This window comes from Glycomyces dulcitolivorans (assembly GCF_003265355.1).
Classification (GTDB): Bacteria; Actinomycetota; Actinomycetes; order Mycobacteriales; family Micromonosporaceae; genus Glycomyces; species Glycomyces dulcitolivorans.
The window spans coordinates 1-11,886 of record NZ_QFRW01000250.1; the positions used below are offsets into that span (position 1 = coordinate 1).

Below are 11,886 nucleotides of genomic sequence, written 5' to 3' on the forward strand. Positions count from 1 at the left end.
CGCCCGGGCGCCTGCGCCGCGCCGGCCGCCTCGCCGCGCGCGCCGCCCGCAGCGAATGGACCCTCGCCGCCCTCGTCAGCGCCCTCCTCGCCGTCGCCATGACCTGGCCCCTCGCCCGGAACCTCACCACCGTCATCCCCCACGACCTCGGCGACCCGCTCCTCCAGGCTTACACGCTCGGCTGGGTCGGCGAGGCCCTGCGCACCGACCCCGCCGGCATCTGGGGCACCAACAGCTTCTGGCCCGCCCCCGACTCGCTCCTGTTCACCGACACGCTCTTCGGCTACGCCCCCGCCGCCCTGTTCGCCGTCGACGCGACCAGCACCCTCGTCGTCTACAACGTGCTGTTCATCGGGACGTTCGCCCTCGCGTTCCTCGGCGCCTACGCCCTCCTGCGCCAGCTCGGCGCCCGCGTCGCCGGCTCGGCCGTCGGCGCCGCCGCGTTCGCCTACGCCCCTTGGAAGCTCGCGCACCTCGGCCACCTCAACGTCCTCTCCTCCGGCGCCATCGCCCTGTCGCTCGCGATGCTCGCGCGCGGCCACGGCTGGTCCCTGCGCGGCGGCTTCAAACCGGAGCGCCAGCGCCCCGGCTGGATCATCGCGGGCTGGCTCGTCGCCTTGTGGCAGTTCTCGATCGGCGTCGCGCTCGGCCTCACGTTCGTGTACCTGATGCTCGCGATCGCGGTCGTGGTCGGCCTGTTCTGGCTCGCGAAGCGGCCCGCGCTCAACTGGCGCACCGTCGTCGCCGACGGCGCCGGCGGCACCGTGTTCAGTCTCGGGGTCCTGTGGATCGCCGACCGGCACGCCTCGGTGGCGCAGGCGTACCCGGAGACGGTGCGCGGCTGGGACTACGTCCAGTTCTTCAGCCCCTCATGGCAGTCGTTCATCATCGCGCCGGAGGAGTCGCGCCTGTGGGGCGCGGCGCACGAGGCGGCGCGGACCGACCTGACGTGGCCGCCGGAGCAGACGCTGCTCGTCGGGTTCACGGTGCTGGCCTTGGCGATCGCGGGCCTGATCTGGTCGTCGTGGAGCCGGTGGCAGCGGTTCTGCCTGGCGCTGGGGATCGCGGTGTTCACCGCGCTCGCCATGGGGCCCAACTTCCTCGACCACGGGCAGTGGGCGTGGGGGCTGCTGTACGAGTACGCGCCGGGCTTCGACGCGGTGCGCACGACGGGCCGGATGGTCCTGTACGTCTCGCTGCTGCTGGCGATCCTGGCGGCGGGGACGTTGACGCGCCTGGCCGACGACGCCGACGCCGTCGCCCACGAGTCGAGAGTGGACAAGAGGTTGCAGGTGAAGGCGCCGCGGCGTGTGCAGGCGCTCCTGTTCATCCCGGTCGTGTTCGTGCTGTGGGAGGGCCTGATGGTCCCCGACTTCCACGAGCCGACCCCAGCGCCGCTGGACGTATCCGAACTTGATGGGCCGGTGCTGTTCCTGCCCTCGGACGGGCGCGACACGCAGGTGCAGTTCTGGACCGTGGACGGCTTCGTGGACATGGTGAACGGCAGCGCCGCGTTCACGCCTTCAGAGACCTCGGAGCTGCGCGACCTGTCGCGGTCGTTCCCGGACCCGGCGGCGGTCGAGGGCCTGCGCGAGGCGGGCGTGGAGACCGTCGTGGTCGTCACCGACTGGCTGCCCGGCTCCGACTGGTCGGGCCTGGACACCGAGGCGGACCCGCCGGGGGTCGGCGTCGAGCGGACCGAGGGCGCGGTCGTCTACGACCTCAACCCGTGAGGCCCCGTTGCGGTCCTTGCTAAGGCGGGGCCGATGGGGGTCAGGAACGCCAGGGACCCGATCGCGTCGAGGCGCGGCGGGGAGTGCAGCGGCGAGGCGGTGACGTCGAAGGTGCGGTGCACGCCCCGGTGCTCGATCCGCATGAGGCTGCGTTCGAGGGCGTCGGTCTGGAGCGCCTGGATCGGGGCGAGGCGGGCGAGCTCGGAGTCGACGAGCGGGTGCGCCCCGGCGGTGAAGTCCAGGAACCGAAGGCCCGCATCGAGGAAGCGCGGCATGTGGTGCTCGACGTCGGGCCGCAGTCCCAGCACCAGGCGTGCGGCGCGCGAGATCGCGACGAGCCTGGTGTCGGCCGCCAGCAGCATGCAGGCGTCAGCGCTCGCAGCGACCGCGGCGCGCCAGGTGGCGAGCGCCGGGTCGAGCCTCCTGCCATCGGGCCCCGGCGCGGAGGCGCGGAGCGGGATGACCAGTTCGAGTTGCGTCAATTGGGCGTCCCGGGGGTAGTGGTTACGCTCAGTCTGTCCACGTTAACAGAGAAAAGTTGATCTCCGTCCCCGGCGCGTCTACCCTCAGGTCATGAGTGCTGATGCCGCGCCCGCATACGGAGTCGATTCGGAAGTGGGGCGCCTTCGCAGCGTCATGCTCCACCGTCCCGGAGGGGAGCTGCGCCGCCTGACGCCCCGCAACAACGGCGCGCTCCTGTTCGACGGGGTCCCCTGGGTCGAACGCGCCCAGGAGGAGCACGACCGCTTCGCGGGGGTCCTCCTCGAACACGGCGTCGAGGTCCTGTACCTCGGTGCGCTGCTTCGCGAATGCCTCGAACTCGACGAGGCCCGCGAGGCCGTCACCGTCGGCGTCGCCGCCGACCCGCGCCTGGGCCAGACCCTCGGCCGCGAACTCGCCGCGTACCTGTCGGCGCTGGAGCCCGAGCGGCTCGCGGCGGTGCTGGTGGAGGGGCTCACGAAGGAGGAGTTCGGGCCGTCGAGCAGCCTGCGGCACAGGATGATGCGCGCCACGGAGTTCGTCATCGACCCGCTCCCGAACACCATGTTCACCCGCGACTCGTCGGTGTGGATCGGCGACGCCGTCGCCGTCACCAGCCTCGCGATGCCGGCCCGCCGCCGCGAGACCACGCTGACGGGCATCATCTACCACCACCACCCGCGCTTTAGTGACGTGCCGAAGCTGTACGACCCGTCCCTGGAGCACCTCGAAGGCGGCGACGTCCTCGCCCTCGCCCCCGGCGTCCTCGCGGTCGGCGTCGGCGAGCGGACCACGCCCGCGGGCGTGGAGCGCCTGGCGCGCAAGGTGTTCGAGCGCGGCACGATCCACACGGTCCTCGCGGTCCCGATCGCGCAGCGCCGCGCCACGATGCACCTGGACACGGTGTGCACCATGGTCGACCGCGACCGGATGGTCATCTACGCCCCGGCCGCGCAGCGCCTGGAGTCGTACACGATCACCCCCGACGGCGACCGCATCGCGATCGAGGGCCCCCGCCGCTTCCTCGACGCCGCCGCCGACGCCATCGGCGTCGACGCGATCGAGATCATCCACACCGGCGAACGGGACGTCGTCACCGCCGAGCGCGAGCAGTGGGACGACGGCAACAACACCCTCGCCCTCGCCCCCGGCGTCGCGGTCGCCTACGAGCGCAACACGGTCACCAACGGCCGCCTCGAACGCGCCGGCGTCAAGGTCCTCACCATCCCCGGCTCCGAACTCGGCTCCGGCCGCGGCGGCCCCAGGTGCATGTCCTGCCCGACGAGCAGAGAACGCCTCACCGACTGACACCGCTGATGTCGGCGGTCCGGGATACGTTGGTTTGAAAAGGGGGCCTCGCTTCAGGACATATCCGGAATAACCGATATGTCCTGAAGCGAGGCCCCCTTCTCAACACCTGTATCACCTGCCTCCGACAGGAGGGGAAGGTGAGCGTGTCTAGATGTTGGCGGCGATGTCGCGGCGGTAGTAGCCGCCTTCGAGCTTGATGCCCTCGGTGAGGGCGTAGGCCTCCTGGCGGGCCTGGGCGACGGAGCGGCCGGTGCCGACGCAGCCGAGGACGCGGCCGCCGGTGGCGATGAGCTGGCCGGAGGCGTCGAGGGCCGTGCCGGCGTGGAGGACGCCCTCGGCGTCGGCGCCGTACAGCGGGCGGCCCGTGACCGGCGTGCCCGGGTAGCCCTCGTTCGAGACCACGACGCACACCGCCGCGCCCTCGCGCCACCACAGCGGCCCGAAGTCCTCCAGCCTGCCGGTCGCGGCCGCGTACAGGAGCTCCCCGAGCGGGGTCTCCAGCAGCGCCAGGACCGCCTGGATCTCCGGGTCGCCGAAGCGGGCGTTGAACTCGACGACCTTGAGGCCCTTCGAGGTCAGCGCCAGACCGCAGTACAGGGTCCCCACGAACGGGAGGCCGCGCCCGGCCAGCTCGGCCAGGGTCGGCTCGGCGACGCGCTCCATGATCTCGGCGACCAGGTCGTCCGGGGCCCACGGCAGCGGCGTGTACGCGCCCATGCCGCCGGTGTTCGGGCCGGTCCCGCCCTCGCCGATGCGCTTGAAGTCCTGCGCGGGCAGCAGCGGCTTCGCGCTGGTCCCGTCCGCGACGACGAACAGCGACACCTCGGGGCCGTCGAGGTACTCCTCGATGACCACCCGGTCGCAGTCCAGCGCATGCGCCAGCGCCTGCGCGCGGTCCTCGGTGACGACGACGCCCTTGCCGGCGGCCAGGCCGTCGTCCTTGACGACGTACGGCGCACCGAACTCGTCGAGCGCGGCCTCGGCCTCCTCGCGGGTCCGGCACACGCGCGCGGCGGCCGTCGGCACGCCCGCGGCGGCCATGACCTCCTTCGCGAACGCCTTCGAACCCTCGATCCGGGCGGCCGCGCCGCTCGGGCCGTACACGGGGATGCCCTTCGCGCGGACCGCGTCCGCGACGCCGGCCACGAGCGGGGCCTCGGGGCCCACGATCACGAGGTCGGCGGCGGAGGTCACCGCCAGGGAGGCCACCGCGGCCGGGTCGGTCTGGTTCACCGGCACGCACTCGCCGAGAGAGGCGATCCCGGGGTTCCCCGGAGCGCAGATGAGCTTGGTGACGGATTCGTCCGCGGCCAGGGACGCCGCGAGGGCGTGCTCGCGGCCGCCGGAGCCGATCAGGAGTACTCGCACAAGGCCAGTTTACGGGGCCGATACGTGCTGGTTAACCGCCACGCCGAGTGGTCCCGGTTACGTGGCACCATTGGGCCCGTGATTGCGAATGTGCTCGCCGAGCGTTACGCCTCCGCGCCGATGCGCGACATCTGGGACCCCGTCGGGAAGATCAAGGCCGAGCGGCGCCTGTGGCTCGCCGTCCTCCAGGCGCAGCACGACCTGGGCGTCACCGTCCCCGACGGCGTCATCGGCGACTACGAGCGCGTCCTCGACCAGGTCGACCTCGCCTCGATCGCCGAGCGCGAGCGCGTCACCAAGCACGACGTGAAAGCCCGCATCGAGGAGTTCTCCGACCTCGCCGGCCACCAGCACATCCACAAGGGCATGACCAGCCGCGACCTCACCGAGAACGTCGAGCAGATGCAGGTCCGCCAGTCCCTCGAACTCGTCCAGGGCCGCATCGTCGCCGCGCTCGTGCGCCTCGCCGCCCGCGCCCACCAGTACCGCGACCTCGTCATGGCCGGACGCAGCCACAACGTCCCCGCCCAGGCCACCACCCTCGGGAAGCGCTTCGCGACCTGGGCCGAGGAGCTCCTCGCCGCCCACGACCGCATCGACGACCTCCTGCGCCGCTACCCGCTGCGCGGCATCAAGGGCCCCGTCGGCACCGCCCAGGACATGCTCGACCTCTTCGACGGCGACACCGCGAAACTCGCCGAACTGGAGCAGCGCATCGCCGGCCACCTCGGCTTCGAACGCGTCATGGACTCCGTCGGCCAGGTCTACCCGCGGTCCCTCGACTACGAGGTCGGCACCGCCCTCGTCCAGGCCGTCGCCGCCCCCGCCTCCGCCGCCGTCACCATCCGCCTCATGGCCGGCGCCGAACTCGCCACCGAGGGCTTCATGCCCGGCCAGGTCGGCTCCTCCGCCATGCCGCACAAGATGAACACCCGCTCCTCCGAGCGCGTCAACGGCCTCGCCGTCGTCGCCCGCGGCTACGCCACCATGCTCGGCGAACTCGCCGGCGACCAGTGGAACGAAGGTGACGTCTCCTGCTCGGTCGTCCGCCGCGTCGCCCTCCCCGACCTCTGCTACGCCGTCGACGGCCTCTATGAGACGTTCCTCACCGTCCTCGACAACTTCGGGGCCTACCCGGCCGTCATCGGCGCCGAACTCGACCGCTACCTCCCCTTCCTGACCTCCACGAAAGTCCTCATGGAGGCCGTCAAGCAGGGCGCCGGCCGCGAGGACGCCCACGAGGCCATCAAGGAGCACGCCGTCGCCGTGGCCCGCGCCATGCGCGAAGAGGGCCTGCGCGAGAACGACCTCTTCGGCCGCCTCGCCGCCGACCCGCGCCTCCCCCTCGACCGGGACGGCCTCGCCGCCCTCGTCGCGAATACGGGTGAATTCACAGGCGCCGCAGGCGATCAGGTCGACCGTGTCGCCGAAAGGGTGGCCGAAGTGGCGAAAGCGCACCCCGAAGCGGCCGCCTACCGGCCCGCTGGCATCCTCTGACTGGCTGTGACCTGGCCCCGCTCCCGCAACGCGGCGCTGGCCCAGGTCACCGCCCGTGAATATGCTGGTCCTGTTGTCCCGTCCATGTGACCGACAGGAGTGCGACCGTGGCCCGTGTAGTGGTCGACGTGATGCTGAAGTCCGAAATCCTCGACCCCCAGGGCGAGGCCGTCCTCGGGGCGCTGCCCCGACTCGGCGTCACCGAGGTGGCGTCGGTGCGGATCGGCAAGCGCGTCGAGATCGAGTTCGACGAGAACGCCCAGAACGTCGAGGAGCAGTCGCGAGTCATCGCCGACCAGCTCCTGGCCAACCCCGTCATCGAGAGCTTCGCCATCTCGATCGAGGCGGCATGAGCGCCCGCATCGGGATCGTCACGTTCCCCGGCTCGCTCGACGACCGGGACGCCGCCCGCGCGGCGTACCTGGCCGGCGCCGAACCGGTGGCCCTGTGGCACGACGACGCCCAGATCCACGGCGTCGACGCCGTCTGGCTCCCGGGCGGGTTCTCCTACGGCGACGCGCTGCGCTGCGGCGCCATCGCCCGCTTCAGCCAGGTGATGGACACCGTCAAGGCCGCCGCCGCCCAGGGGATGCCCGTCCTCGGCGTCTGCAACGGCTTCCAGGTCCTGTGCGAGTCGCACCTGCTGCCCGGCGCGCTCGTGCGCAACGCGCACCTGCGCTACCGCAACCGGCCCGCCCGCCTGCGCGTCGAGACCGACCGCACCGCGTGGACCAACGCGATCGAGCCGGGTGCCGAGGTCGTCATGCCCGCCAAGCACGGCGAGGGCCGCTACGTCGCCGACGAGGCGACCCTCGACGCCCTCGAACAGCAGGGCCGGGTCGTCTTCCGGTACCTCGACAACCCGAACGGGTCGATGCGCGACATCGCGGGGATCACCAACGAGGCCGGGAACGTCGTCGGCCTCATGCCCCACCCCGAGCACGCCGTCGAGGCGCTCACCGGGCCGTCCACCGACGGCCTCGGCCTGGTCGCCTCCGTCCTGGCCCACCTCAGCGAGGGAGCGAGACGATGAGCCAATACGTCGCCGTGGACACCGTCGGCGTCGCGACCGCGACCCCCGACGAGAAGCAGCCCTGGGCCGAACTGGGCCTCAAAGAGGACGAGTACCAGCGGATCCGCGAGATCCTCGGGCGCCGCCCCACCCAGTCCGAGCTCGCCATGTACTCGATCATGTGGTCCGAGCACTGCTCGTACAAGTCGAGCAAGGTGCACCTGCGCCAGTTCGGCGAGAAGAACCCGCGGACCCCGCGCCTCCTGGCCGGGATCGGCGAGAACGCCGGTGTCGTCGCCATCGACGAGAACATCGCCGTCACCTTCAAGGTCGAGTCCCACAACCACCCGTCGTACGTCGAGCCCAAGCAGGGCGCGGCCACCGGCGTCGGCGGCATCATCCGCGACATCATCGCGATGGGCGCCCGCCCCATCGCCGTCATGGACTCGCTCCGCTTCGGCGCCATCGACCACCCCGACACCGCCCGGGTCCTCCCGGGCGTCGTCGACGGCATCGGCCACTACGGCAACTGCGTGGGCCTGCCCAACATCGGCGGCGAGACCTACTTCGACCCGTGCTACCAGGGCAACCCGCTCGTCAACGCGCTCAGCGTCGGCGTCATGCCCCGCTCGCGCCTCCAGTCGATGCAGGCCTCCGGCACCGGGAACATCGTCATCCTCCTCGGCGCCAAGACCGGCCGCGACGGCATCGGCGGCGTCTCCGTCCTCGCCTCCGCGACCTTCTCGGAGACCGGCGAGGACGACGCCCGGCCGTCCGTCCAGGTCGGCGACCCGTTCACCGAGAAGCTCCTCATCGAGGTCTGCCTGGAGCTGTTCGACGCCCAGCTCGTCGTCGGCGTCCAGGACCTCGGCGGCGCCGGCCTCACCTGCGCCCTGTCCGAGACCGCGGCCGCCGGCGACGGCGGCATGCACGTCGACCTCGAACTGGTCCCGCTGCGCGCCAAGGGCATGGAACCGCACGACATCCTCGCCTCCGAGTCGCAGGAGCGCATGCTCCTCATCGTCGACCCGGCCAAGGCCGAGGAAGTCCTCGCCCGCGCCCACCGCTGGGGCCTGCTCGCCACCGCCATCGGCACCGTCACCGACTCCGGCCGCCTCGTCGTGGACTTCCACGGCCAGACCGTCGTCGACGTCCCGCCGAAGTCGCTCGCCGACGAGGGCCCGGTCTACCACCGGCCCATCGCCGAACCGAACGACCTCGGCCTCATCGCCGTCGACCGCGCCGAGACCCTGCCGCGCCCGTCCACCGACGAGGAGATCCGCCAGACCGTCCTCGACATGGCCGCCAGCCCGAACCTGTGCGACAAGTCCTGGATCACCGAGCAGTACGACTCCTCGGTGTTCGGCAACACCGTCCTCGGCGCCCCGCACGACGCGGGCGTCGTGCGGCTCGACGAGCGCACCGGCGTCGGCATCGCGATCTCCCTCGACGGCAACGGCCGCTTCGCGCGGCTCGACCCGTACCACGGGGCGCAGCTCGCGCTGGCCGAGGCGTACCGGAACGTCGCCGTCACCGGCGCCACCCCGATCGCCGTCTCCGACTGCCTCAACTTCGGGTCCCCCGAGGACCCGCACGTCATGTGGCAGTTCGAGCGCGCCGTCACCGGCATCGCCGACGGGTGCCAGAAGCTCGGCATCCCCGTCACCGGCGGCAACGTCTCGTTCTACAACCAGACCGGCCGCGAGGCGATCCACCCGACGCCCGTCATCGGCGTCCTCGGCGTCATCGACGACGTGGCCCGCCGCATCCCGCTCGGCCTCGGCCGCACCGGCGACACCATCGCGCTCATCGGCACCACGAGCGAGGAGCTGTCCGGTTCGGAATGGGCCTCGGTCGCGCACGGCCACCTCGGCGGCGTCCCGCCGAAGGTCGACCTCGACCACGAGATGAAGCTCGCCGACCTGCTCTCCCGGCTCGCCGAGACCGAGCAGCTCGCCGCCGCGCACGACCTCTCCGAGGGCGGGCTCGCGCAGGCGCTCGTCGAGGCGATCAGCCACTCGGGCATGGGCGCGCAGATCCTCCTGCCGGAGGGCGCGGACCCGTTCACGTACCTGTTCTCGGAGTCCTCCGGGCGGGTCCTCGTGGTCATCCCGCGCGGCCAGGAGCTCGCGGTGCGCACCGCCTGCGAGTCCCGGGGCCTGCCGATCACGCCCCTGGGCGTGGCCGACGCCAACACCAACGGCCTCCACCTGCGCGACCACTTCGACATCACCCGCGAGGACATCGACGCGGCCTGGAAGGGCCGCATCGGCGCCCGGCTCGGAGAGTAAGGACACACGACGACGACCGCCCCGGTGCGATGCACCGGGGCGGTCGCGTTCGCGGCGCATGCCGAAAGCGCTGGTAGAGGCCGGGGGTGGGCCCCCGATTTCAACGGTAGCCGGGGGTACCTGAAGGGCAGCTGAAGCGCCGCCTATACCTCTTCTTCTAGGGACTCGCCGTGCGGGCCGGTCAGGGGCAGGACCGCGGTGAGGTCGGCCCGCTGGCCGGAGGCGGCGACCCTGCCGGAGGCGACGGCGTCGGCGAACGCGAGGCGGCCGGCCGCGAGTTCGACGAACACGACCGGTTGACATTCGACGACGTTGGGCGGCGTGCCCCGGCGGTGCCGGGGGCCCTCGACGCACTGCACCGCCCCGTACGGCGGCACCCGCACTTCCACGGAGTGACCAGGGGCTTTGGTAGCCAAGGCGCGCAACAGCTCCCGCACCGCGGCCTTGAGGGTCTCCTTGTCTGGGGCCTCGTCGTTGTCGATCGCGGCGATGGCGTCGGCCACAGCGTCCACGGGGAGACCTCCCGGTCACGTTAGACTGCGCGTTACGGCACGTTGCCGAACGGCGATGATCGCCGCCGACTGATCGCCCGCGGCACCGTCCGCACCCCGGTCCCGTGATCGAAATGAGACCAGGCATAGTGGCGACGACGGCCCGCTTCCGTGGGTTCGTCGTGCCTGCCCGCTGCGGACCGCCGCGGGCCGGCGCTGGAAGCACATGCCCAGGAGGGGATGTAGATGACCGGAGCGGCCGAACCGAGCGGGACCCAGAGTAACCTCCCGCGGTCCCCGCGCAGGCGAGGGGTCGGCCCGGGTTCCCGCCTGGCCGCGCTCGCCGCGGCGGGCGGCTTGCTGCTGCTCGGACTCCTGGCGTTCCCGCAGGCCGCGATGGCCCAGCAGGGTGGCGTGACGGGCTGGTTCAACGGCGGGCCCAACCCGAATCCGGTGAGCATCGGCGGCCAGGCGACCGTCATCTCGTTCACGGTCCAGAACCTCGACCCCGTCTCGCCCAAGGACATCACGATCCGCGCCGACGTCGAGGGCCTGGGCGACTACATCGCCGCCATCGACAACGACGGCGGCGGGGGCTTCTGCACCCGCGAGGACGGCGACAAGGTCAAGTGCTCCCAGGTCGAGCCGAACGGCCAGCGCACCATCTCCTTCTCGGTCGCGACCGAGACCGAGTCGGACCTGCCGAACGGCCAGCAGGCCTCCGGCAACTTCAAGGTCGACTTCGAGGGGCAGAGCCAGACGACCGGCCTGAACGTCGTCGGCAACGCCTCGAACGCGATCACCCAGATCACCGGCAAGGTCACCTCGAACGGCGAGCCGGTCGAGGGCGCCAAGGTCGTCCTCAAGGACGGCGAGGGCGAGGAGCACGAGGAGGAGACCGGCGGCGACGGCGGCTTCACGTTCTCCGGTGACGGCGGGGACACCATCGCGCCCGGTGAGATGACGCTCACCATCACCAAGGAGGGCTTCGAGGAGAAGACCGAGGACTTGAACGTCGAGTCCGGGGACTTCAACCTCAATGTGTCCCTCGTGGCGGCCGAGACCGAGGAGACCGCGTCCGCGGAGGCCACGACCGAGGCGGCCCCGTCCTCCGAGGCGCCTTCGGAGACCGATAAGGCGGACGAGGGCGGCATCTCCGGCACGCTGCTGTTCCTCATCATCATCGGCGGGCTGCTGGTCGTCGGCGGCATCGTCGGCATCGTGTTCCTGCTGCGCGGCGGCAAGGACGACAAGGACGACGACGACGGCGCGTCCTTCGCGCCCGACGGCCCGCCCGAGCACCAGCCCACCGCCGCCCAGGTCGGTTCGCCCGGCGTCTACCAGGCCGGGCCCGCGCCCGGTTCCGAGGCGCCGACGATGATCCACCCCGGCGGCCTCGTCGACTCCGCGGCCCCGACCCAGTTCGGGCCCGCGTACGGCGGCGGCAACGACTCCACGCAGGTCATCCCGCAAGGTTTCGGCGGCCCTCCCGGTCCGGGCGGCCCCGTCGGCCCGGACGGGACGACGATCCTCCCGGTCGTGAAGACGCCCGGCGGGCCCGGCGCGTCCGACGCGACGCAGATCATGCCGCAGGCGAACCTGTCGAACCAGCCTCCCGCGGCCCCGCACGGCGCCTTCGGGGCCGACGCGGCCACGCGGCCGCACCCGTCGCCGACCGGCGCGTTCGGCGACCCGGGCGCGAC

Annotated in this window: 10 protein-coding genes; 7 read left to right on the forward strand and 3 right to left on the reverse strand. The window is 71.9% G+C overall.

Annotation, left to right across the window (positions count from 1 at the left end):
• The coding region (locus tag DI269_RS16605) for a hypothetical protein (RefSeq protein ID WP_112137792.1) at positions 1-1,733 on the forward strand (1,733 nt) is incomplete at its 5' end.
• Here DI269_RS16605 and DI269_RS16610 read toward each other — a convergent pair.
• The gene (locus DI269_RS16610; protein ID WP_112137795.1) at positions 1,715-2,215 is read right to left on the reverse strand and encodes a hypothetical protein; all 501 of its coding nucleotides are present in this window, start codon (positions 2,213-2,215) and stop codon (positions 1,715-1,717) included. The genes DI269_RS16605 and DI269_RS16610 overlap by 19 nt on opposite strands.
• A 91-nt stretch (positions 2,216-2,306) precedes the next feature.
• Here DI269_RS16610 and DI269_RS16615 point away from each other — a divergent pair, with 91 nt between their 5' ends.
• The gene (locus DI269_RS16615) at positions 2,307-3,521 is read left to right on the forward strand and encodes an arginine deiminase (protein ID WP_112137797.1); all 1,215 of its coding nucleotides are present in this window, start codon (positions 2,307-2,309) and stop codon (positions 3,519-3,521) included.
• Positions 3,522-3,671: 150 nt separating this feature from the next.
• Here DI269_RS16615 and purD read toward each other — a convergent pair whose 3' ends face one another.
• Positions 3,672-4,892 (reverse strand): phosphoribosylamine--glycine ligase, encoded by a 1,221-nt coding sequence (purD, locus tag DI269_RS16620; protein WP_112137800.1) that lies wholly within the window; start codon positions 4,890-4,892, stop codon positions 3,672-3,674.
• Positions 4,893-4,961: 69 nt separating this feature from the next.
• Between purD and purB the strand changes: the two genes are divergently transcribed.
• From purB to purL, 4 genes are all read left to right on the forward strand, one after another.
• On the forward strand, positions 4,962-6,389 hold the full coding sequence (gene purB, locus DI269_RS16625) for an adenylosuccinate lyase (protein WP_332871971.1): 1,428 nt from the start codon (positions 4,962-4,964) through the stop codon (positions 6,387-6,389).
• A gap of 107 nt (positions 6,390-6,496) precedes the next feature.
• Positions 6,497-6,742, forward strand: a complete 246-nt coding sequence (gene purS / locus DI269_RS16630; RefSeq protein ID WP_112137804.1) for a phosphoribosylformylglycinamidine synthase subunit PurS — start codon at positions 6,497-6,499, stop codon at positions 6,740-6,742.
• Positions 6,739-7,422 (forward strand): phosphoribosylformylglycinamidine synthase subunit PurQ, encoded by a 684-nt coding sequence (purQ, locus tag DI269_RS16635; protein ID WP_112137807.1) that lies wholly within the window; start codon positions 6,739-6,741, stop codon positions 7,420-7,422. The genes purS and purQ overlap by 4 nt, the downstream gene beginning before the upstream one ends.
• On the forward strand, positions 7,419-9,692 hold the full coding sequence (gene purL, locus DI269_RS16640) for a phosphoribosylformylglycinamidine synthase subunit PurL (protein ID WP_112137809.1): 2,274 nt from the start codon (positions 7,419-7,421) through the stop codon (positions 9,690-9,692). The genes purQ and purL overlap by 4 nt, the downstream gene beginning before the upstream one ends.
• 143 nt (positions 9,693-9,835) lie before the next feature.
• Here the strand turns inward: purL and DI269_RS16645 are convergent, their stop codons facing one another.
• A complete protein-coding gene (locus tag DI269_RS16645) occupies positions 9,836-10,195 on the reverse strand; it encodes a sterol carrier family protein (protein WP_112137813.1) in 360 nt (119 codons plus the stop codon).
• A 234-nt stretch (positions 10,196-10,429) separates the two neighbouring features.
• Between DI269_RS16645 and DI269_RS16650 the strand changes: the two genes are divergently transcribed.
• Positions 10,430-11,886: carboxypeptidase-like regulatory domain-containing protein (locus DI269_RS16650; protein ID WP_157975042.1), on the forward strand; the 1,457-nt coding region annotated here is incomplete at its 3' end.

What these genes read in the sequence shown, in the direction of transcription:
- DI269_RS16615 (WP_112137797.1), top strand. Translation starts at nt 2,307, where the DNA reads ATGAGTGCTGATGCCGCGCCCGCATACGGAGTCGATTCGGAAGTGGGG.
- purQ (WP_112137807.1), top strand. Translation starts at nt 6,739, where the DNA reads ATGAGCGCCCGCATCGGGATCGTCACGTTCCCCGGCTCGCTCGACGAC.
- purL (WP_112137809.1), top strand. Translation starts at nt 7,419, where the DNA reads ATGAGCCAATACGTCGCCGTGGACACCGTCGGCGTCGCGACCGCGACC.